Consider the following 25132-nt stretch of genomic DNA (forward strand, 5'->3'; position numbering starts at 1 on the left):
GAATAGTAAAAATGTAATTGATTTATCTCCTAAGATATTTAGAATAGTGTCTATAATATCTATAATAACGATTTTAATTCATATTATAATAGATATTATATATGTAGGTAATATTAAACACGATGATATTGTTCCATCAGTATTACTTATAATTTTCTGTGAATTTTGTAGAGGGAAGAGCTTAGCCGAAAAAAACAGTTAAGATTCAATATTTCTTTAATAAATCTCATTTGTAGAAGACTATCATTAAAATTATAAATATTTATAATTTCAATGATAGATCAAATAAAAAATTTAAATATGGTATTAATTAAAAAGAAAAGAGGTATAAAGTGGATTTATGGAACAAGCAATGATAATTAGCAATTTAATTATAATCGTGGTCAGCATAATAGCAATAATTTTGCCGAGATATATACCAGAACACCTTTTTATTATAACTAAAACAGAACAAAAATTAAAAACGATGTATTTAGTGAGTGTTTAGATTAACTTAGGTTGATTTGAAGTATATTATATGAATTTAAAATTTTCTAATAGATAATTCTTTGTAAAATCATGTGGTGAAATAAACATTATTTATATAATTTATAAAGGGAGTAAGACATGCGAAAAATATATTTGAATGCTTTCATACTTATTACTATTATTTTTATAACTGCTTGCTCTTCAAGTGATTTAACAAAAGAAATTTCATTAACTACAGGCATAAATTTTTTGGATGGAAGGATATTGAAAAATGTAGATTCTCATGGTGGATTTCATGGTGATGGTACTACTTATATTGAAATTATGTTTTCTGATAAAGAAAACGAAAGTATTATTAGATCAATTGAGAATAATGACAGATGGGGCAAATTACCCTTAACTGACGATTTAAATATTGCTTTATATGGTAAAGGGAGTTCATCACAATTTATAGGTCCACTTGTTACAAATGATGAGGGGAAAGGATTTTTTCCAACTGTAGAAAATGGATACTACTTTTTTATTGATAGATACAGTGAGAGTAAAGATAAAAAGGATGATACAAGTATAATAAATCGAAATTCATTTAATTTTACAATTGCTATCTATGATAAAGATAGTAAAACACTGTATTACTGTGAGTTAGATACATAAGTAAATTAAGTTTACTTTAAACTTATAGCCTTATTTTTTATTATATGGTAAAATATAGATGGCTAAATAGAAAATAATATATTATAAAAAGAAAAAGGGGGATGTATTTATGGAGATGCTATGTTCATTAAAATCTTATTATCAAGAAAACAAGTTAAGTCGTATTTTAGTTAATGTATTTTTCTTTATTATTATTTTAATTTATTTATTCCCATTTTGGGGATTTAAGATATTTGGATTTAATACAGAGGAGGTTATTTTTGATTATCTTTTTAAAATATTTCAATTTGACTTTGTAGTAACAGGAGCACTTACTGTAATATTTATAATGATGTATTCTTATTTAATGTCTAATAGTATCATTATAAAAGCTATATATACTATAATTTTTGTTTTAAATTTATGGTACTCTATTATGGGAATAGGAATGTTTTCAAATCCATTTTCGTATAAAGATTTTTTAGCATTATTACCTCAAATTATCTTATTAATTATTTTTGGATTAATTAATATTAAATTTAAAAAATACAAGTGTGTAGAAGATCATAAGGTAAATGGTTTAACTATATTCTTATCAGTAATTATACCACTATTTTTAATAAATATACTTGGTAGATTAATATTTCATTTTATTTCATAAATGAAACTATGAATACTATACATAAGATATTCTTGTAAAACAATTTATTAAAATATATAGTAGAATAAATTATTTTAAGGCTAGAGGGAAATCTCTAGCCTTATTTTTTATGAATAATTTATCCTTTTACTCAACATATATAATGTTAATGGATTTATATATATTATATTTACTTTCTTTTAATAAATTGACGTATTGAAATAAACGACATAATTAAAATTATAGGTATTATGAAAAGTAAATCAATTCTTATAATTGCTCCAATTTCATCTTTTGCCCATATTGAAACACGATACTCCCATATAATCCAAGAAATAATTAATAATAGAGTTACTATTTGAGTTTTAGTAATTTTTTTCACTTTATCCACCACCTTATTGGTATCATAAATTATGTTAAATTAAATTTTATCATATCTAATAACTTAAATCTAATGTCATTTATATTAAAAAGATATATATAAAGAGTGACCATTGCACCTCAATAAATTAATAAAATATCAATTTAAAAGGGGGTGGAAATGCTTCAAAAAATGCTTTGAAAAACAGGTTTAATATACCTAGCAAGTAGATGCAAGAAATGGGCATAGATAGAGATGAGATAGAAGGTAATATTACTTTTGATAGAGAAAAAATTATTAACTCTAAACTGCTTATGTATAATTAGACAGTAAAAATTCGTACATGATATAATAAATAAAATTGAATTGGAGGATGATAATGAAAAAGAAAATAATTATATTCATTTTAATATCAGTTTTATTTATGCTTATGGTGATTGATAGACTTGAAAATTTTGAAATTGATTACGATGAAGAGATGGAAATTAATTTTGTCAATTCAGGCATAAATCTTTCAGGTTCTTTATATTTACCTGATACACCACCGCCTTATGATCTTGTGTTTTTAATTCATGGTGATGGACCTCAAGATAGGACTTTGAACGGAGGATATGCCTTAATTATGAATCATTTACTAGATCAGGGGATCGCTTGTTTTTCATATGATAAAGCTGGTGTTTCTAAATCTGAGGGGAATTGGCTTGAACAAACAATGAAAGAACGCAGTGATGAAGTTGAATCAGCTCTTAAGATTCTAGAAAATAAGATACCGATAAGAAAGAAAGGCGTATTGGGTTTTTCTCAGGGAGGATGGGTCATATCAGAACTTTCTAAGTCAATGGCACCCATAGATTTTATTGTTATTGTTGGTGGAGCCATTGACTGGATGGATCAACATATATATTATGAAACAAAAGTAGCTGAAAGAACACATTATACAGAAAAGCAAAAAAAAGACTATTTGTCTTATGTAAGAACTTATGATGAATTAATTGTTAAAAATGATTATGAAGGATATGTAGATTTTGTTTTAAATCACGACTATGAAAAACCTATGACTAAAGAGCGATTTCACTTTTCATATTTAAATGCAGAATCCAATGCTATTGAAGGTATAAAAAATATGACAGTTCCTTTTTTAGGTTTATTTGGGGAAGAAGATCAAAATGTAGATGTTTATGAGAGTTATAAAGTATATGATGATACATTTAAAGATATGGGTAAGGAAAACTATGAACTTTATATTTTTTCAGATGCTACTCATGAACTATTAAAAAGCAAGTATCAAGATAATGAAACCCTTCTTTTGATCCATAGCTTTATTATTGGAGATAAAATATATACAAGTGAGTTTTTAGATACTTTAAGCAATTGGATACAAGATCTGCCTTAGAAAGAAGTATTAGTAAAAGAGCATAAAGCTAATAAATAGAGACGATTAAATCAAAATAATACTAAGGGGAACAGTGGGGAGTTTTAGAGGTGAGTACTTTACCTGAATAAACTCTCTTTTTTATGCTCTAAAAAGTTTCTACATTATATAAAGGAATTTGCAACTTAATGTAGAATAATATATTTATGAATTTTTTTACAAAATGTTACATAAGTTATTTAATATATTTTTATTTGTTTTAATTTTACCACTTTCATAATCTGTTAAAGTAGATTGATGAATTCCTAAAAGAGAAGCAAGTTCTCTTTGTGTATAACCTTTTTCAAGTCTAAATTTTTTAATTTTATTATAGTTACAATTATTTAAGTTTAATAAGTACTTATTTGTAGTACATAACATAGTAGAGATTTTATTTATAGTTTTAATAGAAGGATTTTTTATTCTTTCACTTTCAATATTGCAAATAGTATCAGATGAAAGTTTACATTTAGAAGCAAGATCCTTTTGAGTCATGTTTTTTTGTAATCTGACTTTCCTTATACGTTTCCCTAAGGTATTTTCAGAAAGGTCAGAATAGTTGTTTATATACCATTCTATATTTAGTATTTTGTGTTTTGCTAATAAACGCTTGTCCTTGTGGATACTATGGGGATCCTTTACATGAATGCAGTTGTAATCCACGTGATATAGATAGATACTTAAAAAAATTAGTGGACCTTTACTAGATAGAATAGATATACATATAGAAGTTAGTCCGGTGAAATTTGATGATTTAAGAGAAAAAGATATTACTTCTGAATCCTCTGATGAAATTCTAAAAAGGGTAAATAAATGTAGAAATAAACAAATAGAGAGATACTCAGAACAAGATATTTATTCTAATTCAGAACTTGAAGGAAGAAATATAAATAAATATTGTCAAATTAACAAAGATGCACAAGATATATTGAAAACAGCATTTGATAAATTAGGTTTTAGTGCTAGAGCATATAATAAAATATTGAAAGTTGCTAGGACTATTGCAGATTTAGAAAATACTGAAAAAATTGAAAGTACACATATACTTGAGGCTATTCAATATAGAAGTATGGATAGAAAATATTTTTCAATTTAATTATGAAGAATAAATTGAAATTTGGAGGATAAATATGACTAATAGAGATATATTAATATGGCTTAATAGTATAAGTGGTATAGGAAATAAAACTATAAATAAACTATATAATTATTTTGAAAACTTGACAGATTTATGGAACTTAAGTAATAATGATATAATGAAATTAAGTTTTTTAAGAAGCAATGTTAAAAGTAATATAATTAAATTTAAGAATTCAATTTATTATGATGATATTATTAATAAAGCTAATGATAATAATATAGAAATTATAACAATATTAGATAGTAATTATCCATTAAAATTGAAGAATATTTATGATCCACCAAATGTATTATATTGTAAGGGTAATATTGAATTATTAAATAAGCTTTCTATAGCAATAGTTGGTTCTAGAAAAGCTACGTATTATGGCAAATGGGTTGCAGAAAAGTTATCAAAGGAACTTTCTGAATATAGTATTTGTATAGTAAGTGGTATGGCTCTTGGTATTGATGCAATAGCTCATAAAGGTGCTATTGATAAAAATGGTAGTACAATAGCAGTATTAGGTTCTGGAGTAGATAAAGCATACCCTAAAACAAATACTATGCTATATGATAATATTTGTGAAAAAGGACTTGTAATATCAGAGTTTCCCATAGGAATGAAACCAGTTGCAGGAAATTTTCCACTTAGAAATAGAATAATAAGTGGATTGTCTAGTGGAATATTAGTAATAGAAGCAAAAGAGAGAAGTGGTTCATTAATAACAGCTTATCATGCACTAGATCAGGGTAAAGATGTTTTTGCAGTGCCAGGAAATATAAATAGTATATATAGCAAAGGAACAAATCTTTTAATAAAAGATGGTGCAAAAATAATTACATGCTTAGAAGATATATTGGAAGAAATAATTGAAATTAATTCTATATCTAAAGAGAAAAAGATGAATTATGATAATTTAAGTGATAAAGAAATAATGGTTTTAAAATCTATAGAAAATGGACCTATCCATTCTGATATGATAGCATATAATACTGAGATAAATATAATAGAACTTACAAGTATACTTACAATACTAGAGATGAAAAATAAAATAAAGGCTTTACCAGGTAAAATATTTACAGTAGTTAATTAATCGGAGGCGAGTATTTTGGGAAAGACATTAGTAATAGTTGAGTCGCCTGCAAAGGCTAAAACTATAGGAAAATTTTTAGGAAGAAAATATAAAATTAAAGCATCGGTAGGTCACGTTATTGATTTGCCAAAAAGTAAATTGGGAATAGATATTGAAAATGATTTTGAACCAAGATATATAACAATAAGGGGAAAAGGACCTATACTTAGTGAATTAAAAAAAGAGGCTAAAAAGGCAGATAAAGTATATCTTGCTACTGACCCTGATAGAGAAGGGGAAGCTATCTCTTGGCATTTAGCTAAAGCACTTAAATTAGATGACAAAGAAAAGAATAGAATTGAGTTTAATGAAATAACTAAAAACACAATAAAGAATGCAATTAAAAATCCTAGAAGTATTGATATGGATTTAGTAGATGCACAACAAGCTAGAAGAGTTTTAGATAGATTAGTTGGTTATAAAATTAGTCCTTTACTTTGGAAAAAAGTAAGAAAAGGGCTAAGTGCAGGTAGAGTACAGTCTGTCGCTACTAAGTTAATAGTAGATAGAGAAAGAGAAATTGATAAATTTAAACCAGAAGAATATTGGAGTATTGAATTTATATTACTTAAAGATAAAAAAGAGTTTGAATCATTATTAAATGGAAAAGTAATAGATGGCAAGTTAGAAAAAATTAAAATTTCTAACAAAGAAGAATCTGAAGTTATAATTAATGAAATTTCTAACTCAAGTTTGATAGTAGAAAATGTTAAAAGAGGTAAAAAGAAAAGAAAACCATATCCTTCTTACACTACTAGTAGTCTTCAACAGGATGCATCTAATCGTTTAGGTTTTTCTACTAAGAAAACAATGAAGTTAGCACAGGATTTATATCAAGGTATTGATATAAAAGGAGAAGGGACTGTAGGACTTGTAACATATATAAGAACAGATTCTACTAGGATATCTAGTGAAGCTAGAAATAAAGTGGAAAGCTATATTTTAGATAGTTTTGGAGATAAGTATTTATCTAAAAATAAAAATTCTAAAGGTAAAAAAAATATACAAGATGCACATGAAGCAATAAGACCAACAGATGTATTTAAGACCCCTGAAAAAATAAAAGATTCTTTAAGTAAAGATCAATACAAGTTATATAATTTGATATGGCAAAGATTTGTAGCTAGTCAAATGTCAAGTGCAGTATATGACACTTTAACTATAGATATAAAGGCTTCTGATTATAGACTAAGGACTAGTGGTTCTCAAATAAGTTTTGATGGATTTATGAAAGTATATCCTATAAAAAGTAAAGATAAAAATATTAATATACCTGATATGAAAGCAGGAGATATATTAGATATAAAAGATGTTTTGCCAAAACAACATTTTACTCAGCCGCCTGCTAGATTTACAGAAGCTAGTTTAGTTAAAACTATGGAAGAGTTAGGAATAGGAAGACCAGCTACTTATTCACCAACTATAAGCACTATATTAAGTAGAGGATATGTTTTAATCGAAAATAAATCTTTTAAACCTACGGAATTAGGATTTATAGTAACTGATTTATTAATAGAGTATTTTAAAAATATAATAAATGAAGAATTTACAGCAGAAATGGAAAATAAGTTAGATAAAGTTGAAGAAGGTAAAATTATTTGGAAAAATGTAATTTCAGATTTTTATGATGATTTTAAAGGTGTATTGAAAGTAGCAGAAGATGAAATAGAAGAAATTGATATGGATGAAGAAACTGATATTGAATGTGAAAAATGTGGAAGAAATATGGTGATTAAGCATGGTAGATATGGAAGATTTCTTGCTTGTCCTGGTTATCCAGATTGTAAAAACACGAAACCAATACTTAATAAATTAAATATTGATTGTCCTAAATGTAAAGATGGTGAAATTATAGAAAGAAAATCTAAAAAAGGAAGAAAATTTTATGGATGTACTAATTATCCTGAATGTGATTTTGTTTCTTGGGATATGCCAATAAATGAAAAATGTCCTGAATGTAATAATATTCTTACTAAAAAGACTACTAAAAAAGGAACTACTATAAAATGTATAGAATGTGATTACAAAAAAACCACAAAAAATAAATAGGCAGGTGTTTATAAAATGTTAAGAGCTACTACAATTATAGCTGTAAGAAAAGATGGTAAATTAGCATTTGCAGGTGATGGTCAAGTAACAATGGGTGATAAGACTATAATGAAAAGTACTGCAAAGAAAATAAGAAAATTATATAATGATAATGTAATAGTTGGATTTGCAGGTTCAGTAGCAGATGCTATAACATTATCTGATAAATTAGAAGAAAAACTTCAACAATTTAATGGAAATTTGACTAGGGCTGCTGTTGACTTAGCCCAAGAATGGCGTGGGGATAAGGTTTTAAGGAAATTAGAAGCGATGCTAATAGCAGGTGATAGTGAAAATCTTTTGGTTATATCTGGTGGTGGAGAGGTTATAGAACCAGATCAAGGTTTAGTTGCAATAGGATCAGGAGGAAATTATGCATTTGCTGCTGGCAAAGCTTTAATGGATAACACTGACCTTAGTTCAAAAGAAATAGCTTACAAATCTATAAAAATAGCTTCACAAATTTGTGTATTTACTAATGATAATATTATAACAGAAGAGTTTTAGGAGGTAATTATATGAAGGAATATACACCTATTGAGATAGTAGAAAAATTAGATAATTACATTATAGGTCAAAAGAAAGCTAAACGTTCAGTAGCAGTTGCACTTAGAAATAGATATAGAAGAAACAAATTAAATGATGAGTTTAAAGAAGAAGTTAAACCTAAGAATATAATTATGGAAGGACCAACTGGAGTTGGAAAAACTGAAATAGCTAGAAGACTTGCAAAATTAGTAAATGCACCCTTTGTAAAAGTTGAAGCTACTAAATTTACTGAAGTTGGATATGTAGGAAGAGATGTAGAATCTATGGTGAGAGATTTAGTAGAAACATCAATACGACTAGTTAAAAACGAAAAAATTTCTGAAGTATATAATAAAGCAGAAGAATTAGCAGAAAAAAGAATTTTAAAGATATTAATAAATGGTCCTGAAAAAAAGAAGGAAAAAAACCAAAATCCTTTTGAAGCTTTCTTTGGTTCAACTAATGATGAAGAAGATAATGAGATTGATAGAAAAGATGATATAGGAGATAAGAAAACTATAAAAAACAAATTAAAAAATAAAGAAATAGAAGATCAATATGTAGAAATATTAGTGGAAGAGACCCATTCTCAACCTATAGGAATGATGGGAGCAATGGGAATGGATGATATGAATATGAATGATATATTTTCAGGAATATTACCGAAGAAAAAGAAGAATAGAAAAGTAACTATTAAAGAAGCTAGAAAAATTCTTGCTAATGAGGAAGCACAAAAAATGATTGATATAGATGATATTAATTCTATAGCCATAGAAAAAGCAGAAAATAGTGGTATTATATTTATTGATGAAATTGATAAAATTGCAGCTAGAAATGGATCAGGGCCTGATGTTTCTAGAGAAGGAGTCCAAAGGGACATATTGCCAATAATAGAGGGTTCTACTGTTATGAGTAAATATGGACCTATAAAAACGGATCATATTTTATTTATTGCTGCAGGTGCATTTCATGTTTCTAAGGTTACTGATTTAATTCCTGAAATCCAAGGAAGATTCCCTATAAGAGTAAAACTTGATAATCTTACACAAGATAATTTCAAAGAAATATTAACAAAACCTCAAAATGCTTTAATTAAACAATATAAGCATTTATTGAAAACAGAAGGAGTAGATTTAATATTTACTGATGATGGAATTTCAGAGATAGCAAAGATAGCATTCTTAGTAAATGATCAAACAGAAAATATTGGAGCAAGAAGATTGTATACTATACTTGAAGAATTATTAGAAGAAATTTCTTTTGATGCATCTTTATATCAAGGTAAAGAATTTACTATTGATAGAAAATATGTAAATGAAAAATTAAAACATGATATAGAGCAAATTGATTTATCAAAATATATACTATAAAAAGTAGCCTAAAGGCTACTTTTTTAATGTAGGACTTAACTACTATTTTTATGTGTAATCTTTTTACTTTTTGTCATAAAATCTGGTATTTATGCCATTTGCAAAAAAAATATGTCATAGTTATATAATAACCTACAATATAAAACAAGAAAAACTATTTATTTTACACTGGATTTATATTACAATAGTAAAGAAGCATCAAGGTGGGAGGTGAATATTTTGTTAAATGGTGTTTTTAATAATATGAATTTAATGAATACAGCTTTAGATGGATATTCAAAAAGAAATGAAGCCATAAACAATAATATATCTAATGTAAATACTCCTGGATATAAAAAAAACAAAGTGAGTTTTGAAGAAAATTTAAAAGAACAATTAAATATGAGTAATAGTTTAAAATTAAACACAACAAATAGTAGGCATATAGGTTTTAAAAATAAACAAATAAATACAGATATAAAAATAACAAAAGATAATTCTTATTCAACTAGAAATGATGATAACAATGTAAATATTGATGTTGAAATGGCTAATCTTACGAAAAATACTATGTTATATAATGCTATTGCAAGACAAGTTTCAAATGAATCTAAAAAAATTAGAAATATTATAAGAGAGGGGAGATAATAATGAGCTTATTTAGTTCAATAAACATTAGTGCTACTGGTATGACTGCTGAAAGAACTAGAATGGATGTTATATCAGAGAATATTTCAAATGCAAATACTACAAGAACTAGTAGTGGCACTCCTTATAAAAGAAAATTAGTAGTTTTCAGTGAAAGTAAACCTAAATTTTCTGATGTTTTAAATAATACATTGAGTAAATCAAATGAAAGTAATGGAGTTAAAATAACAGCAATAAAAGAGGATGATTCTCCATATAAGGTTGTTTATGAACCAGGTCATCCAGATGCTAACGAAAATGGTTATGTAGAAATGCCAAATGTAGATGTTACTAAAGAGATGGTGGATATGATATCAGCTACACGTGCCTATGAAGCTAATATAACTGCACTAAATTCTTCTAAATCTATGTTTATGAAGGCATTAGATATAGGAAGATAAGGAGGAAGTTATGAAAATACAAGGTTTATCAAACATAGTTAGTCAATCAATTAACAAATTAGATGATAATTCTAAAAATAAAATTAATTTTGGTGAGTTCTTAGATCAACAGTTAAGTAAAGTAAATTCATTGCAAAAACAAGATGAAGATTATAAAAAGATGCTTGCAATTGGAGAAGTTGATAATATACATAATGCTATGATAGCAACAGAAAAAGCGGATTTAGCCTTACAATTAACTCTAAGTATAGAAAATAAGCTTATGGATGCTTATAAAGAAATTATGAGAATGCAAATATAAGTATTTTGGGAATGGAGTGAATTTAATTGGCTGAAACTATAGAAAAAGCCAAAAATCAATTACTAGATTTTTGGTCTAATTTGGAAAAAAAGAATAAATACAAATTAATAATTGGAATACTTTTATTATTAATAGTTTTTACAGGAATAATCTTTTTTATTACAAGAACAGAATATGAAATATTATATAGTGATCTTTCTAAAAAAGATGCAGGTATTATAACAACTAAGTTAGATGAACAATCTATGGATTGGAAATTTGGTGAAAATGAAACTACAATACTTGTTCCTAAAGAGAATAAGTCTAAAATAATGATTGATTTAGCATCAGAAGGATTGCCAAAAGAAGGATATAGTATACTTGATGCTTTGAATGAAACAAGTTGGACTATGACAGAGTATGAGAAAAAAGAAAGAGTAAAGTATGCTGTAGAAAGTCAGATTTCTTCTACTATTTCTCAAATTGAAGGTATTGAAGAATCAAATGTAATTGTAGATATTCCAGAGGATACTAATTTTATGAATGAAAATGAAATATCTACTGCTTCTGTTTTTGTTACATTGACTGATACTACACCATTAAATAACGAAAAAGTTGTAGCAATTCAAACTTTAGTTTCAAGTTCCTTTAAAGATATGACAATTGAAAATGTAAATATAATAGATGATTCTGGTAGATCATATTCAGATACTGAAGAAAATATGGAAAATTATGATGTAACTGATCAACTTGGAATGAAACAAGGGTTTGAAAGTAAATTAAATAATAGTATAACTAGATTTTTAGAAAATCTTTTTGGAAATTCTAATGTTGATGTTAGAGCAAATGTAAATATGAATTTTGATAGTGAAATTACTAATATTGTAGAATTTACCCCACCTATTGAAGATCAAACAGAAGGATTAATTAGAAGTATGGAAAAAATAGAAGAACATACTGTAGGTGGAATTTCTGAAGACCCAGTTGGCACTGAATCTAATGTAGAAGATACTACTGATTATGCGACTGATGATAATGCTTCTTCAAAATATGATAAAGCAAGTGAAGTTATTAACTATGAATTAAATGAAATAAATAGAGAAATAAAAAAATCTCCAGGTAAGGTGGAGTCAGTTACTGTTGCAATACTTATAAACGAAAATGCTATAGATGGTGAGTTGACAGGTGAAAGACAAAAAGAAATAGAAGAATTAATATATGCAGCTACAGGAATTAATACACAAGAAGTTGTAGTTAGCACAGGTGAATTTAATAAACCAGAAGTTGTTAATACTCCTAATTCAAATAATAATCTAGCAAGTTTACCTTCATGGTCATATGTTTTAATTGGTGCTTTAGTTTTAGGTATGATTATTATTGGGATTTTAGTATATAGACGTAGAAATAAAAAAGATTCATTAGAAGAAAGTATGTCTATTGATAGTCAAATTGATAGTAACGAATATATTGAAGATATAGATTTTGAAACAGAAAAGTCACAATATAAATCTAAAATAAATGACTTTGTAAAGAAAAAACCAGATGCTGTTGCTCAATTATTGAGAAGTTGGCTCAATGAAGAATAGAGGTGGTAGATATGAGTCCAAAGCAATATTTATCAGGTAAAGAAAAGGCAGCCATATTATTAATAAGTTTGGGACCTGAAAAATCAGCAGAAATATTTAAACATTTAAATGAAGAAGAAATTGAAGAATTAACATTAGAGATAGCAAATATGAGGAAAGTATCCCCTGAAGATAAAGAGAAAACTGTAGAAGACTTTTATCAAATGTGTTTAGCTCAAGAATATATATCTGAAGGTGGAATTAATTATGCTAAAGATGTTTTAGAAAGAGCACTTGGGGGACAACAAGCGTTAAATATTATAAATAAATTAACAACTTCCCTCCAAGTTAGACCTTTTGAATTTATTAGAAAGGCTGATGCTGGACAACTATTAAATTATATTCAGAATGAGCATCCTCAGACAATAGCTTTGATTCTTTCTTATTTATCTCCAAATCAATCAGGGCAAATATTATCTAATTTAAGTAGTAATAAGCAATCAGAAGTAGCAAAAAGAATTGCACTTATGGATAGAACATCTCCTGAGATTATAAAAGAAGTAGAAAGAATACTTGAAAGTAAGTTTTCTAATATGGTTAGTCAAGATTATACTTCTGCAGGTGGAATAGAGTCAATTGTTTCTATTTTAAATTCTGTTGATAGAGGTACAGAAAAATATATAATGGAAGAATTAGAGTTAGATGATGTAGAGTTGTCTGAAGAAATAAGAAAAAGAATGTTTGTGTTTGAGGATATAGTTAATTTAGATAGTAAATCTATTCAAAGATTTATTAGAGAAATTGATAATAGTGAATGGTCTATAGCTTTAAAAGGTGCTAGTGAAGAAGTGAAAGAAGTTATTTTTGCTAATATGTCTAAAAGGTTAGTTGAAATTATAAAGGAAGATATGGAATTTATGGGTCCTGTAAGACTTAAAGATATAGAAGAATCTCAGCAAAATATTGTTAGTGTAATTAGGAAACTTGAAGATGCGGGAGAAATTATCACTCCAAGGGGAGGAGATGAAGTAATTGTCTAGAATTATAAAATCTCCGTTAGTATCAGAAATTTATAGTCATGGAGCGAATAAAAAAAATACTGAAAATGAAATAAAAGATCTAGAGAATTTCAAGAAAAATATTATAAAAGATACATTACTTAAACAAAAGAACATATTAGAAGAAGCTAATACTAATGCTCAAGATATTATTAATAAAGCTGAAGAACAGTCAAAAAATATATCAGAAGAAAACAATAAAAAAGGAATTCAATTGTTAGAGGATTATAAAAACAAAGGGTATAATGAGGGTTTTGAACAAGGATATAAAGAAGGTTATGAGGAAGGTAATGAACAGTCAAATTTATTGATTCAAGAAGCTTTAGGTATTAAAAACGAAAACTTGAATCGAAGGAAAGAATTATTATCAGATTTGGAAAAAGATATAGTGGACCTTGTAATAGACTCTTGTTATAAAATTGTCAATAGATTATATGATGATGATAAAGAAATTATTTTATCAATTATTCAAAGGGGACTTGATAATCTAACTAATACAAAAAGATTAATAATTAAAACTAGCAGTGATGACTTTGATTTCTTAGATATGTATAAGGAAAAGATTCTTTCTATGGCACACAATGTAGAAGAAATTGATATTGTATTAGACAAGAATTTAGAAAAAGGTGGTATGATTTTAGAAACCTTGAATGGGAGTGTAGATGTAAGTATAGATACACAGCTAGAAAAATTAAAGTTAATTTTAAAAGATCTATTAGATAGTGAGTGATGTTTTATGATAAATCTTGAAAAGTATAAAAGAGAAATACATAGAAGTGAATTTATAAAATATAGAGGTGAAGTAACTAAAATTACTGGTCTTACTGTTGAGGCTAATGGGCCTTTATCTAAAATTGGTGAGCTATGTTATATTTACCCTTATAATAAAACTATACCAATAATGAGTGAAGTTGTAGGGTTTAAAGAAGAGAGGATATTATTAATGCCTCTTGGGGAAATGGAAGGTATTGGACCAGGAAGTACTGTAGTTGCTACTGGAGATTCATTAAAAGTTGGAGTATCTTATGAGTTAGTTGGAAGAGTATTAGATGGGATGGGTAACCCAATAGATGGTAAAGGTCCATTAAAAATTAAAACTAAATATCCAGTTTCAAATCTTCCTCCTAATCCATTAGATAGGAACAAAATAACTGAAGTATTACCTTTAGGAATAAAGGCAATAGATGGAATGTTAACTTGTGGTAAAGGTCAAAGGATAGGGATATTTGCAGGTAGTGGAGTTGGAAAGAGTACTTTAATGGGAATGATTGCAAGAAATGCTTCATCTGATGTGAATGTTATAGGTTTAATTGGTGAAAGAGGAAGAGAAGTAAGAGAGTTTATTGAGAATGATTTAAAGGAAGAAGGATTAGAAAGAACAGTATTAGTAGTAGCAACATCTGATCAACCTGCTTTAGTAAGGATGAAGGGTGCTCTTTTAACAACTGCTATTGCTGAATACTTTAGAGATAATGGTGAAAATGTAATGTTGCTAATGGATTCTCTTACAAGATTTGCTATGGCACAAAGGGAAGTTGGACTAGCTATAGGAGAACCTCCAGTAACTAGAGGATTTACTCCTTCAGTTTTTGCTGTATTACCTAGATTACTTGAAAGAGCAGGAAATTCTGATAAAGGGACAATTACAGCTTTATATACTGTGTTAGTAGATGGAGATGATATGAACGAACCTATAACAGATACTGTAAGGGGTATATTAGATGGACATATTGTACTTTCACGAGACTTCGCAAATAAAAATCATTATCCAGCAATAGATGTATTAGCAAGTATAAGTAGGGTTATGCCTAATATTGTCAATGAAGATCATAAAAATATTTCTAATGAATTAAAAGATATATTGGCAACTTATAAATCATCGGAAGATTTAATAAATATAGGTGCTTATAAATCAGGTTCAAATGGGAAAATTGATAGATCTATAAAATTAATAGACAATATAAATTCGTTTTTAAAGCAGGATGTTATGGAGAATTGTTCTTATGATTATGTTATAGATATGATGAGAAATATTATAAATGAGTAAAGTAGGTGACTAAAATATGGGGAATTATAATTATAAGTTGCAAACTGTTTTAGATTTTAAGTCTTCTATACAAGATCAAATGATGTTAAAGTATAGTAATGCTAAAAAAGAGCTAGAAAATTCTGAGAAAAGATTAAACGAATTTCTAGAAGATAAAAGGAAAATTGAAAACGAAAAAGATGATTTGAATTATATTAAGACTATAAAAGATTTGAAAAATTATAATTCATATATAGAACAATCAAATTATAAAATAAATAATCAAAAGAAAATGATCAATGAAGTAAAAAAGGAAGTAAATGAAGCAAAAGATAATTTAATAACGGCATCAAAAGATAAGAAGGTTTTTGAGAAATTAAAGGAGAATGATTATAAAAAACATTTAAATTTAATGAAAAAAAAGGAATCTATTACAGTTGATGAAATTGTAACGTTTATTAGTTGTAATAATTAATGGGTGATTATATGAAAAATGAAGGTATAAAAAAAGGATTTAAAATATTAATAGTTATAGTTATTGTTTTTATAGTTATACCTATTACATCATTAGCAATTTTATATAGCACTAATAGAGATTTTAAGATGGAAGCTAATAAATATCTAAGAATAATCCCTGGACCTATAGGCAATTATTTTAATCAATATCCTACCACAGCTGAAGCTAATGACAAAGTTTTTTATATTGCAGAATACTACAATGCAATCAGTGAAGAAAGTGCTGCAGACAAATTGTTTATAATAAAAAAAGATAATGAAGAACTATATTATCAAATAGTTCAAGCTATGAATAAAATTTCACCAGAAAAAACAGAAGAAACTATAAAGAAAGTTAGAAATATTGAATTAAGAAAAGATCCTTTAATATCTGTCTATGATGAAATAGACTCTGAAAAAAAAGATGAATTAAAAGAAGATATTAAAAAGATTGAAAGTAAAGAGTTACTAGTTGCTAAAAAGATAATATTAGAGTATTATAATGATCAAAATTTTCAAAGGGTAAATGATATATTTGAAAATATTTCAACATCTAAAACCATAGATTTATTATATTATTTTAATGAAGATATTTATGATTATGTACTTAACAACTTAGAAAAAAATAAAGCTATAGAAGTGAATATTGGATTGACAGAGAAAGAGTTAGAATATGAAAAATTACTTAGACAAAGTGAAATTTATCAGGTAAACAAAGTAAGTGATACAATCAAGGAAATTGGAAATGATGATAACTATAATTTAAATCAACTAGCTATTATTTATTTGAATCTTACTATTGATAAAGCAGCTAACGTACTTGTAGAAATAGATGATGATGAGTTTCAAAAGGAACTTTTTACAGAAATGAGAAATATTGAATTGCTTAATGAGGAATTAGATTCAAGAATTGTGAAATTGGCTAGTAAGATTGAAGATATTAAAAAGTATAAAACTAAAATTGAAGATTTAGTTAAAGTATATCAAAAAATGGATAGTGAATCTCTTTCTGTAATAATTGAAGATTTATTTAAAGAAAATAGTAAATTAGTAGTTGATGTATTAGATAAAATGAATGAGAAAAAGGTGGCTGAAATACTTAGTTTTATTGATTCAGATACTGCAAATCAGATATCTAAACAATTAACTACATAATTAATATATTGAAAGGGGGTGAATAGAATAGAGGGTGTTAATTTAATTCCAAATAAAAATTTAGTAAGAACTGATGGAGGTAAACAAAAAAAATCAGAAGAAAAGGATTCTAATTTTTATAACTTATTAAATGATCAAGTAGATCCTAAAGAAAATAATAAATTTAAAAAATATGAATTCAAACTTGATGAGAAAAAGAATAATAAAGAAAAAGATGAAATTAAAAATACAGATATCTTTTTTGTTACTAATTTTAATGCTCAGAAAGAAGATTTTTTAGAATTTAATTTTCAAAGTGAAGACAAAGTGATTGTACCAAAGGAAATATTAGAAGAAATTAATATGTTAATGGAAAACTTAAATTTAAAAGAAACTAACAACGATAAAATGAATATCATAAAAAAAATAAAAGAGTTAGTTTCTAATATGGAAACAATTAATCTTGATGATACTTCGATTTCTAAAGAAATAAAATCACTTTTAAAACAATTAGATGGAAAAATATCAGTAACAGAAGAATCAAATGATGCTTTATTTATTGAAAGTGAATTAAATAAAATATTAAAAGAATTAAATACTAAATTCAACTTAGAACAAAATAAAATTAATAAAAGAGAAGAAAGTGTTAAAAGAGAAGTTGAAAATTATAATTTAGTAAATAATGAACTTAATGAAAAAGAGCAGCCAAAATCTAATACTTATTCTTTTGAAAAAGAGATAAACTTAGATGAGCAACCTAAAGTTCAAAAAGATATTATCGATGAAAATATTGTTTTGAAACAAGACAATATTGATCTAAACAAAAATATTATGAATGTAACTAAGGTTATAAACAAAGATACTTTTTCATCTAACATTATGGAAAAATATAATATACTAGAACAGATTAATTCAAATATTAAATTCATTGATAATGAAGGTGTCAAAATAGCAAAAATAAGTTTGAATCCAGAATCATTAGGAAAAATAATGATAAAATTAGATATGGATGAAGGTAATATTATAGGGAAAATATTAGTTGAGAATACAGATGTTAAAAATTTATTAGAAAATAATATAGATAGTTTAAAAGAAACTTTTTCTTCAAAAGGTATCTTATTAAAAGAAATGAATGTGACAGTTGGACAAGAAAGTTTTTCTAATGGAGATCAACAGAATTTTTTCAAAAAATATTACTCTAAAAGAAAAAACAAATCTAATTTGGAGAAAGATGAAAGTGAGTATGAAGAATTAATATTTAATAATTATGGTAGAGATTATATTGTAAATGGTTCTTTAGATATAAAAGCATAAGGAGGAAATCATGAGTGTAAATAGTACAAACAATTATGTAAACAATACAAGTAATTATAGTAACAATACTAAAAATGCTAAAAATACTTTAAATAATAGTAGTATGTTGGGAAAAGATTCTTTTTTACAACTATTAGTTACACAAATTAAGAATCAAGATCCTTTAAAACCATTGGAAGATAAAGAATTTATAGCACAGATGGCTCAATTTAGTGCTTTAGAACAAACACAGAATTTAAATATAACAATGCAACATTCACAAAATAATATTATTCAAGAAATCAAAGAAATAAAAGAAGCATTAGAAGAAATAAAAGATGGATATGAAAATGTAGATGAAGATGTAGATGGAGACGGAGATGAAGATACCATCTAATATGGAGTGAAAAAATGAAAACATACAATATACATCATGTTAATCAAAAAGTTCATCAAAAAAATAATAAAAATTTTAAAAGTAATATTTCTTTTGGTGATGTATTAGATAATATAAACAACATAAAATTTTCAAAACATGCTATGAAAAGAATAGATGATAGAAATATATCTATAGATAAGAAAGATGTAGAAAAAATTAATACTGCTATAAATAATGCAAGAGAAAAAGGTATAGATCAAGCTTTGATTTTAATGGATAATAAAGCATTTATAGCTAGTGTTACTAAAAATACAATAATTACAACTATTAATAGAGATAATTTAAAAGATAATGTTTTTACAAATATTGATGGAGCCGTGATTATATAGCTGGACCTTAAAGGAAGCTAATAATATCTGATATATGGAGGATGTTACACGGATAAAAAAGGAGGAAGTTTTAAAATGATGAGTTCAATGTATTCAGGTGTATCAGGTTTAAAGATGCATCAGAAAAAAATGGATGTTATAGGAAATAATATTGCAAATGTAAATACTTTAGGATATAAAAAAGGACAAGTTACTTTCAAAGAAGTATTTAGTCAAACAGTAAAAGGAGCAGGTGGTGCTCAAGGTGGAAAAGGTGGTACAAATCCTCAACAAGTTGGATTAGGAGGTCAGTTAGGGTCTATTAATACAATACATACCCAAGGTGCAGTACAAAGAACTGATAATCCTACAGATTTAATGATAGATCGTGATGGCTATTTTATTATTTCTGATGATGCAAGTTTAAATAATAAATATTATACAAGAGCAGGAAACTTTGATGTAGATTATAATGGAAATCTTGTCACTTCAGATGGCTTTAAGGTATTAGGATATGATAATGGTGAATTATCTCCTATACAAATTAATCTTACTGAAACTGTAGAACCAAAAGCATCAAGTTATATAGAAATAATAGGGAATTTAGATTCTAGACAAGAAATAAGCACTGGCACAGATCCAGATAATGATGAAATTTACTATACTGATACAATTATAAAAGATAGTTTAGGAAATTCTTACAAGGTTAATATGGAATTTAGTAAAGAGAGTGATAATAACTGGAGCTTAAATATAAAAGGTGTAGAAAATATTGACAGTGGAGATATGGTACCTATATCAAATGATGTAAGTGATATAAAGTTGAACTTTGATAATAATGGTAAACTAACATCAGCTGATAGTTTTGATATTGAATTTGATAATGCTAATGGAATCATATTTGGTACACCAGGTGACAATAAAGTGTCTATTGATTTATCAGGAATAAATCAATATGCAAATGAAAACTCTGCTAAAGGATTTGATGGAGGTAAAGATGGAAGTTTAGCTGGATATTCATCTGGAGTTCTAAAGGGGTTTTCAATTGATAACTTTGGTATTATCACAGGAACATTTACAAATGGTATAAATAAAAGTTTAGCTCAAATTGGACTAGCAAAATTCGACAATAATGCTGGTCTTGAGAAAATTGGTAATAACGCCTATAAAACTACTGCAAATTCTGGAGAAGCTCAAATTGGTACAGCTTCTAGTAATGGTTTTGGTTCAATTAATGCTGGAGCTCTAGAAATGTCAAATGTAGATTTATCTTTAGAATTTACTGAAATGATAACTACACAAAGAGGATTTCAAGCTAATTCTAGAATAATAACTACTTCTGATGAAATGCTTCAAGAATTGGTTAATCTTAAAAGATAATATATTGGCCTAGATTAATTTCTAGGCCAAATAAAAGAGGTGAAGTATGATAGAGTTATCTAGAATAAATGGAGAGATCATTTTTATTAACATTGATCTTATTGAAATAGTTGAAGAAACTCCAAATACAGTTATTAAGTTAACAAATGGAAATAAATACATAGTTAGAGAAAGTGGAAAAGAAATCATAAATAAGATAATAGCTTTTAAACAAAAGGTTAAAAAGTTATTATAAGTAAAGTGAGGTGTTAAATTTGGATTTAGGAACAGCTATTGGATTTATACTAGGAATTGCATTTATTATATATGGAATATTACTTTCAGGAGATATAATTACATTTTTAAATCTTGCATCTATATTGATTGTTTTAGGTGGTACCATAGCAGCTACTTTTATAAGTTTTCCTTTAAAAAAGGTAACAGCATCTATTAAAGTTGTTAAAAATGCTTTTACAGATAAAAAAAGTGAGCAAGTAGAAATAATAAAGGAAATAATTAATTTAGCAAATATTGCAAGAAAAGAGGGATTACTTGCTTTAGAGGACGCCAGTGAAGATTTATCAGATGACTTCTTGAAAAAGGGTATTCTTTTAATAATTGATGGTACAGATCCAGAACTCGTTAAAAATATTTTGGAGACTGAATTAATATTCATAGAGGATAGACATTTAGAAGGACAAAACATATTTGAAACTATGGCAACTTTTTCACCAGCATTTGGTATGATAGGTACACTTATTGGGCTAATAAACATGTTACAAGAACTTGATGATCCATCAACTGTAGGACCAAATATGGCAGTTGCACTTATTACAACTTTTTATGGTACAGTTTTAGCGAATCTTATATTTCAACCTATAGCTAATAAGTTAAAAGGTAGAAGTAAAAAAGAATTAGCTATAAAAGAAATGATAATTGAAGGACTATTGTCTATTCAAGCAGGAGAAAATCCACGTATTATTGAAGAAAAATTAAATACATTTATAGCCCCAAATATGAGAAAGAATATTAATGAATTAGGTGAAAGTGAGGTTGCATAATGAGAAGGAGAAATAAAAGTTCTTCTAATGGTTCTAATTGGCTTGCAACTTATTCTGATCTTGTAACATTATTGTTATGTTTTTTTGTATTATTGTTTAGTTTTTCAACTGTAGATGCTAAGAAGTTTAGAGAAATAATGAATTCATTTCAAGGTAGTACAGGAGTATTAAACGGAGGTCAAACATTAGAAGAAATGGATTATGATAATCCTCAAGCTGATGAACTAGAATCTGAAAATGAAGAATTAAAAGAAATAAAAGAATATCTTGAAGATTATACAACTGATAATAACCTAAAGGGTAAAGTTACTATGACTCTTAATGAAAGAGGGTTATTAATTAGGACAATGGATAATGTGCTTTTTGATTCAGGTAAAGCAGAAATCAAGCCTGAATCAAAAGAAATACTAATATTTATTGGCGATTTATTAAATAAGGAAGAGTTAAGGGAAAAACAAGTTAAGGTTGAAGGGCATACAGATGATGTAATAATAAATTCAGAAAAATTCCCTTCTAATTGGGAACTCTCAGTAATAAGAGCAACTAATGTATTAAGACTTTTCGTGGAACAAATTGGAATTTCACCTGATAGGATATCTGCTTCAGGATATGGCCCTAATAGACCTATTGTTAAGAATCACAGTACACTTAATAGATCTAGAAATAGAAGAGTGGATATAATAATTTTAAAGTCAAAAGAAAATAAATTAGAACCAAAGTAAAAGGTGGGATAAAATGTCTTTTAAAAAAATATTAATTATAGTAATTATTGTTTTTATGTTATTAATCATTGTATCTGGTACGGTTTTTGGAATATTGTTTATGAAAAGTGATGATGAATCTAAAGCATCAGAAGAGTATTATTTTAATGTAGGAGAGATTTATAGTAATATAGCAGATTCTAGGAGAATAATGAAACTAAACTTAACTATTTCAGTTACAGATGAAAAGTTAATAGAGGAATTTAATGAAAAATCTTTTTTGATAAAAGATGAGTTATATAAAATATTAACAAATAAGAAAATAAATGATATACAAGGAAAAGAAAGTCAAGCTTTATTAAAGAAAGAGATTATGGAAAATCTTGAAAAAAAATTTGCAACTGATAAAATATCAAATATTTATTTTGATGAAATAATTGTACAATAAGGGGGTAGATAGTTTGTCAGAAGTATTATCCCAAAATGAAATTGATGCACTATTGAATGCGTTAGATACTGGAGAAGTAGATGTATCTGATATGAAAGAAGATACAAGTGAAAAAAAGGTTAAAGTATATGATTTTAGGAATCCAAAAAAAATTGCAAAAGATCAGCTTAGAACATTAGAAATAATAAATGAAAACTTTGGGAGATTATTCCAAACTTTTTTATCAGGTCATTTAAGGTCACCTGTGCAAATATCTGTTTTAACAGTAGATCAATATGCCTATAGTGAATTTAGCAATGCAATAGTTAATCCTGCATTTTTATCCATCATTGATTTTAATCCACTACCAGGAGAAATAATAATTGACATTTCATCTAATATAGCATTTACTGTAGTAGATAGACTTTTAGGTGGGGTTGGAGAAAAAGTAGATGAAAAAAGAAACTTCACTGAGATAGAACAAACATTATTACAAAATTTAATGTCTAAAAGCATGAGTTTATTATCTAAAGCATGGGAAAATGTAATAGAAATAAATCCTATTTTTAAAAAAATAGAAACAAATCCTCAATTTGCACAAATTGTATCGCCAAATGAAACAATTGCTCTTATAACTCTTAGTATAAGCATTGGTAAAGTTGAAGGTATGATAAATTTTTGTATTCCTCATGTAGTCTTAGAACCTATTTTAGAAAAACTTAGTACTAAATTATGGTTTTCTAGAAATGAAAGAAAAGGTACAGATAATAATAATATTAATTTGATAGAAAAAAGTTTGAAATCTGCTAAAGTAGAATTAAAAGCTGAAATTGGAAAATCAATTTTGAGTGTTGCAGAAATTCAAGGGTTATCTCAAGGTGATGTAATTGAATTAGATAATTTCGATGGTAACAATTCTAGAATAAAAATTGGAACAAATTTAAAGTTTTATTGTGAACCTGGAAGTATTGGTAATAATATAGCAGTTAAAATAACATCAGTAAAAAGAGAGGGTGACGAAGAAGATGAATAACAATATGCTTTCTCAAGAAGAAATAGATGCATTATTAAATGGTAATTCAGATAATGATGTGTCAGATTCACAAATAGATGAAAGTAACAATAACAATATTATGTTAACTGAAGAAGAAGTAGATGCTTTGGGGGAAATTGGAAATATAAGCATGGGGACTGCTGCTACAACACTTTTTACCTTATTAGGTCAAAGAGTCACCATAACTACACCAAAGGTATCTACTACTAATATGAAAGAGTTAGCTAAGAATTATCCTAGTCCATATATAGCTGTAGATGTGAAATATAAAGTAGGATTAGAAGGTTCTAATTTACTTATATTAAAGACTAATGATGTTAAAGTTATAACAGACTTAATGATGGGTGGAGACGGAAAAAATGTTAATAGAGAATTAAATGATATGGACTTTAGTGCAATAAGTGAAGCAATGAATCAAATGGTAGGCTCATCTAGTACTTCTTTATCAGAGATGTTTAATCAAAAAATAGATATTGATCCTCCAAGAGCATTCAAAATTGAATTTGATAAAGATGTAGATGGTATTGAAACATTAAGTAAAGAAACACAACTAGTGAAAATATCTTTCAGAATGATAATAGGAGATATTATTGACAGTGAAATAATGCAATTATTACCATTGAATTTTGCAAAAGATCTGTTTACGTCTTTATTTGATAAGGATATAGAAGAAAGTGAATCATTAGAATATAATAATCAAGAAAATGCAGGGTATGATGTAAATATTAAAACAGAATATGATACTTATAAGAATGATAATGTAATGGAAGTAAAAAGTAATGATAAAGTGGAAGTTGAAAAATTTAACTTTAAAAACTTTGAATCAAACAATGATAAAAGATATAATGAAAGTATTGATTTAATACAAGATATACCAATAGAAATAACTGTAGAGTTAGGGAGGACTATAAAAAAGATTAGTGAAGTTTTAGAATATGGTCCTGGAACTATAATTGAGTTGGACAAGTTAGTTGGAGAACCATTAGATATAAAAGCTAATGGTCGTATAATAGCAAAAGGTGAAGTTGTTGTTATTGATGATAATTTTGGTATTAGAGTTACTGATATATTAAGTTCATCTAAAACAATAAAAAAATTATAGGGAGGAAAT

Annotated in this window: 31 protein-coding genes; 29 read left to right on the forward strand and 2 right to left on the reverse strand. The window is 26.7% G+C overall.

Annotation, left to right across the window (positions count from 1 at the left end; translation table 11 throughout):
• The 3 genes from D3Z33_RS16575 to D3Z33_RS13525 form a co-directional block, all read left to right on the forward strand.
• On the forward strand, nt 1-202 hold a 202-nt coding region (locus D3Z33_RS16575), incomplete at its 5' end, for a hypothetical protein (RefSeq protein WP_207708354.1).
• A 404-nt stretch (nt 203-606) separates the two neighbouring features.
• The gene (locus tag D3Z33_RS13520; RefSeq protein ID WP_160198311.1) at nt 607-1122 is read left to right on the forward strand and encodes a hypothetical protein; all 516 of its coding nucleotides are present in this window, start codon (nt 607-609) and stop codon (nt 1120-1122) included.
• 109 nt (nt 1123-1231) lie between these two features.
• Nucleotides 1232-1762, forward strand: a complete 531-nt coding sequence (locus D3Z33_RS13525; protein WP_160198312.1) for a hypothetical protein — start codon at nt 1232-1234, stop codon at nt 1760-1762.
• A 169-nt stretch (nt 1763-1931) separates the two neighbouring features.
• Here the strand turns inward: D3Z33_RS13525 and D3Z33_RS13530 are convergent, their stop codons facing one another.
• A complete protein-coding gene (locus tag D3Z33_RS13530; protein WP_160198313.1) occupies nt 1932-2123 on the reverse strand; it encodes a hypothetical protein in 192 nt (63 codons plus the stop codon).
• A gap of 358 nt (nt 2124-2481) precedes the next feature.
• On the opposite strand from D3Z33_RS13530, the gene D3Z33_RS13535 reads away from it, so the two are divergent.
• A complete protein-coding gene (locus tag D3Z33_RS13535) occupies nt 2482-3495 on the forward strand; it encodes an alpha/beta hydrolase family protein (RefSeq protein WP_160198314.1) in 1014 nt (337 codons plus the stop codon).
• A 195-nt stretch (nt 3496-3690) separates the two neighbouring features.
• Here the strand turns inward: D3Z33_RS13535 and D3Z33_RS17125 are convergent, their stop codons facing one another.
• On the reverse strand, nt 3691-4161 hold the full coding sequence (locus D3Z33_RS17125) for a helix-turn-helix domain-containing protein (protein WP_431768841.1): 471 nt from the start codon (nt 4159-4161) through the stop codon (nt 3691-3693).
• Between D3Z33_RS17125 and D3Z33_RS17195 the strand changes: the two genes are divergently transcribed.
• From D3Z33_RS17195 to fliY, 25 genes are all read left to right on the forward strand, one after another.
• Nucleotides 4110-4220: an ATP-binding protein gene (locus tag D3Z33_RS17195; protein ID WP_243153517.1), complete on the forward strand. Its 111-nt coding sequence runs from the start codon at nt 4110-4112 to the stop codon at nt 4218-4220. The two genes, D3Z33_RS17125 and D3Z33_RS17195, sit on opposite strands and share 52 nt — an antisense overlap.
• 32 nt (nt 4221-4252) lie before the next feature.
• A complete protein-coding gene (locus D3Z33_RS16805; protein ID WP_347561282.1) occupies nt 4253-4609 on the forward strand; it encodes a hypothetical protein in 357 nt (118 codons plus the stop codon).
• A gap of 34 nt (nt 4610-4643) precedes the next feature.
• The gene (gene dprA / locus D3Z33_RS13550) at nt 4644-5729 is read left to right on the forward strand and encodes a DNA-processing protein DprA (RefSeq protein ID WP_201750540.1); all 1086 of its coding nucleotides are present in this window, start codon (nt 4644-4646) and stop codon (nt 5727-5729) included.
• A 15-nt stretch (nt 5730-5744) separates the two neighbouring features.
• Nucleotides 5745-7817 (forward strand): type I DNA topoisomerase, encoded by a 2073-nt coding sequence (gene topA / locus D3Z33_RS13555; protein ID WP_160198316.1) that lies wholly within the window; start codon nt 5745-5747, stop codon nt 7815-7817.
• 15 nt (nt 7818-7832) lie between these two features.
• Nucleotides 7833-8363 (forward strand): HslVU peptidase proteolytic subunit, encoded by a 531-nt coding sequence (gene hslV / locus D3Z33_RS13560; protein WP_160198317.1) that lies wholly within the window; start codon nt 7833-7835, stop codon nt 8361-8363.
• An 11-nt stretch (nt 8364-8374) separates the two neighbouring features.
• Nucleotides 8375-9754: an ATP-dependent protease ATPase subunit HslU gene (hslU, locus tag D3Z33_RS13565; RefSeq protein WP_160198318.1), complete on the forward strand. Its 1380-nt coding sequence runs from the start codon at nt 8375-8377 to the stop codon at nt 9752-9754.
• A gap of 219 nt (nt 9755-9973) precedes the next feature.
• Entirely contained in the window at nt 9974-10381 is a 408-nt protein-coding gene (flgB, locus tag D3Z33_RS13570; RefSeq protein WP_243153518.1) for a flagellar basal body rod protein FlgB, read from the forward strand.
• A 2-nt stretch (nt 10382-10383) separates the two neighbouring features.
• Nucleotides 10384-10821, forward strand: a complete 438-nt coding sequence (flgC, locus tag D3Z33_RS13575) for a flagellar basal body rod protein FlgC (RefSeq protein WP_160198319.1) — start codon at nt 10384-10386, stop codon at nt 10819-10821.
• A gap of 10 nt (nt 10822-10831) precedes the next feature.
• Nucleotides 10832-11122 (forward strand): flagellar hook-basal body complex protein FliE, encoded by a 291-nt coding sequence (gene fliE / locus D3Z33_RS13580; RefSeq protein WP_160198320.1) that lies wholly within the window; start codon nt 10832-10834, stop codon nt 11120-11122.
• Between the two features lie 26 nt (nt 11123-11148).
• Nucleotides 11149-12687 carry a flagellar basal-body MS-ring/collar protein FliF gene (gene fliF, locus D3Z33_RS13585; protein WP_160198321.1) on the forward strand — a complete coding sequence of 513 codons (1539 nt, stop codon included), beginning with the start codon at nt 11149-11151 and terminating at the stop codon, nt 12685-12687.
• An 11-nt stretch (nt 12688-12698) separates the two neighbouring features.
• Nucleotides 12699-13706, forward strand: coding sequence for a flagellar motor switch protein FliG (gene fliG, locus D3Z33_RS13590; protein ID WP_160198322.1), 1008 nt, complete (start codon nt 12699-12701; stop codon nt 13704-13706).
• Nucleotides 13699-14454 (forward strand): FliH/SctL family protein, encoded by a 756-nt coding sequence (locus D3Z33_RS13595; RefSeq protein WP_160198323.1) that lies wholly within the window; start codon nt 13699-13701, stop codon nt 14452-14454. The genes fliG and D3Z33_RS13595 overlap by 8 nt, the downstream gene beginning before the upstream one ends.
• A gap of 6 nt (nt 14455-14460) precedes the next feature.
• Complete coding sequence (gene fliI, locus D3Z33_RS13600; protein ID WP_160198324.1) at nt 14461-15771, forward strand: flagellar protein export ATPase FliI; 1311 nt, start codon at nt 14461-14463, stop codon at nt 15769-15771.
• Nucleotides 15772-15787: 16 nt separating this feature from the next.
• Entirely contained in the window at nt 15788-16225 is a 438-nt protein-coding gene (gene fliJ, locus D3Z33_RS13605) for a flagellar export protein FliJ (protein WP_160198325.1), read from the forward strand.
• An 11-nt stretch (nt 16226-16236) separates the two neighbouring features.
• A complete protein-coding gene (locus D3Z33_RS13610) occupies nt 16237-17400 on the forward strand; it encodes a MotE family protein (protein ID WP_160198326.1) in 1164 nt (387 codons plus the stop codon).
• 18 nt (nt 17401-17418) lie between these two features.
• Nucleotides 17419-18693 carry a flagellar hook-length control protein FliK gene (locus D3Z33_RS17130; protein WP_160198327.1) on the forward strand — a complete coding sequence of 425 codons (1275 nt, stop codon included), beginning with the start codon at nt 17419-17421 and terminating at the stop codon, nt 18691-18693.
• Between the two features lie 10 nt (nt 18694-18703).
• Complete coding sequence (locus D3Z33_RS17200) at nt 18704-19069, forward strand: flagellar hook assembly protein FlgD (RefSeq protein ID WP_160198328.1); 366 nt, start codon at nt 18704-18706, stop codon at nt 19067-19069.
• A 14-nt stretch (nt 19070-19083) separates the two neighbouring features.
• Nucleotides 19084-19440: a TIGR02530 family flagellar biosynthesis protein gene (locus D3Z33_RS13625; RefSeq protein ID WP_160198329.1), complete on the forward strand. Its 357-nt coding sequence runs from the start codon at nt 19084-19086 to the stop codon at nt 19438-19440.
• Nucleotides 19441-19515: 75 nt separating this feature from the next.
• On the forward strand, nt 19516-20799 hold the full coding sequence (locus D3Z33_RS13630; RefSeq protein WP_160198330.1) for a flagellar hook protein FlgE: 1284 nt from the start codon (nt 19516-19518) through the stop codon (nt 20797-20799).
• A 46-nt stretch (nt 20800-20845) separates the two neighbouring features.
• Complete coding sequence (locus D3Z33_RS13635) at nt 20846-21034, forward strand: flagellar FlbD family protein (RefSeq protein ID WP_130806982.1); 189 nt, start codon at nt 20846-20848, stop codon at nt 21032-21034.
• 19 nt (nt 21035-21053) lie between these two features.
• Nucleotides 21054-21839 carry a flagellar motor protein gene (locus D3Z33_RS13640; protein WP_160198331.1) on the forward strand — a complete coding sequence of 262 codons (786 nt, stop codon included), beginning with the start codon at nt 21054-21056 and terminating at the stop codon, nt 21837-21839.
• Nucleotides 21839-22561: a flagellar motor protein MotB gene (locus D3Z33_RS13645; protein WP_160198332.1), complete on the forward strand. Its 723-nt coding sequence runs from the start codon at nt 21839-21841 to the stop codon at nt 22559-22561. The genes D3Z33_RS13640 and D3Z33_RS13645 overlap by 1 nt, the downstream gene beginning before the upstream one ends.
• Before the next feature lie 13 nt (nt 22562-22574).
• Nucleotides 22575-22988 (forward strand): flagellar basal body-associated FliL family protein, encoded by a 414-nt coding sequence (locus D3Z33_RS13650; RefSeq protein WP_160198333.1) that lies wholly within the window; start codon nt 22575-22577, stop codon nt 22986-22988.
• A gap of 13 nt (nt 22989-23001) precedes the next feature.
• Nucleotides 23002-24000: a flagellar motor switch protein FliM gene (gene fliM / locus D3Z33_RS13655; RefSeq protein ID WP_160198334.1), complete on the forward strand. Its 999-nt coding sequence runs from the start codon at nt 23002-23004 to the stop codon at nt 23998-24000.
• Nucleotides 23993-25123: a flagellar motor switch phosphatase FliY gene (fliY, locus tag D3Z33_RS13660; protein WP_160198335.1), complete on the forward strand. Its 1131-nt coding sequence runs from the start codon at nt 23993-23995 to the stop codon at nt 25121-25123. Before fliM ends, fliY begins: the two co-directional genes overlap by 8 nt.
• The last annotated feature ends 9 nt before the right edge of the window (nt 25124-25132 follow it).

Source organism: Senegalia massiliensis (assembly GCF_009911265.1).
GTDB classification, from domain to species: Bacteria; Bacillota; Clostridia; order Tissierellales; family SIT17; genus Anaeromonas; species Anaeromonas massiliensis_A.

Excerpts from the sequence above, each read along its gene's own strand:
- D3Z33_RS13520 (WP_160198311.1), top strand. The coding sequence starts at position 607 with ATGCGAAAAATATATTTGAATGCTTTCATACTTATTACTATTATTTTT.
- D3Z33_RS13645 (WP_160198332.1), top strand. The coding sequence starts at position 21,839 with ATGAGAAGGAGAAATAAAAGTTCTTCTAATGGTTCTAATTGGCTTGCA.
- D3Z33_RS13525 (WP_160198312.1), top strand. The coding sequence starts at position 1,232 with ATGGAGATGCTATGTTCATTAAAATCTTATTATCAAGAAAACAAGTTA.
- fliG (WP_160198322.1), top strand. The coding sequence starts at position 12,699 with ATGAGTCCAAAGCAATATTTATCAGGTAAAGAAAAGGCAGCCATATTA.
- D3Z33_RS13635 (WP_130806982.1), top strand. The coding sequence starts at position 20,846 with ATGATAGAGTTATCTAGAATAAATGGAGAGATCATTTTTATTAACATT.
- dprA (WP_201750540.1), top strand. The coding sequence starts at position 4,644 with ATGACTAATAGAGATATATTAATATGGCTTAATAGTATAAGTGGTATA.
- D3Z33_RS13630 (WP_160198330.1), top strand. The coding sequence starts at position 19,516 with ATGATGAGTTCAATGTATTCAGGTGTATCAGGTTTAAAGATGCATCAG.
- fliI (WP_160198324.1), top strand. The coding sequence starts at position 14,461 with ATGATAAATCTTGAAAAGTATAAAAGAGAAATACATAGAAGTGAATTT.
- D3Z33_RS13535 (WP_160198314.1), top strand. The coding sequence starts at position 2,482 with ATGAAAAAGAAAATAATTATATTCATTTTAATATCAGTTTTATTTATG.
- fliY (WP_160198335.1), top strand. The coding sequence starts at position 23,993 with ATGAATAACAATATGCTTTCTCAAGAAGAAATAGATGCATTATTAAAT.
- D3Z33_RS13650 (WP_160198333.1), top strand. The coding sequence starts at position 22,575 with ATGTCTTTTAAAAAAATATTAATTATAGTAATTATTGTTTTTATGTTA.
- D3Z33_RS13625 (WP_160198329.1), top strand. The coding sequence starts at position 19,084 with ATGAAAACATACAATATACATCATGTTAATCAAAAAGTTCATCAAAAA.
- fliE (WP_160198320.1), top strand. The coding sequence starts at position 10,832 with ATGAAAATACAAGGTTTATCAAACATAGTTAGTCAATCAATTAACAAA.
- D3Z33_RS13610 (WP_160198326.1), top strand. The coding sequence starts at position 16,237 with ATGAAAAATGAAGGTATAAAAAAAGGATTTAAAATATTAATAGTTATA.
- fliJ (WP_160198325.1), top strand. The coding sequence starts at position 15,788 with ATGGGGAATTATAATTATAAGTTGCAAACTGTTTTAGATTTTAAGTCT.
- hslV (WP_160198317.1), top strand. The coding sequence starts at position 7,833 with ATGTTAAGAGCTACTACAATTATAGCTGTAAGAAAAGATGGTAAATTA.
- flgC (WP_160198319.1), top strand. The coding sequence starts at position 10,384 with ATGAGCTTATTTAGTTCAATAAACATTAGTGCTACTGGTATGACTGCT.
- hslU (WP_160198318.1), top strand. The coding sequence starts at position 8,375 with ATGAAGGAATATACACCTATTGAGATAGTAGAAAAATTAGATAATTAC.
- D3Z33_RS17200 (WP_160198328.1), top strand. The coding sequence starts at position 18,704 with ATGAGTGTAAATAGTACAAACAATTATGTAAACAATACAAGTAATTAT.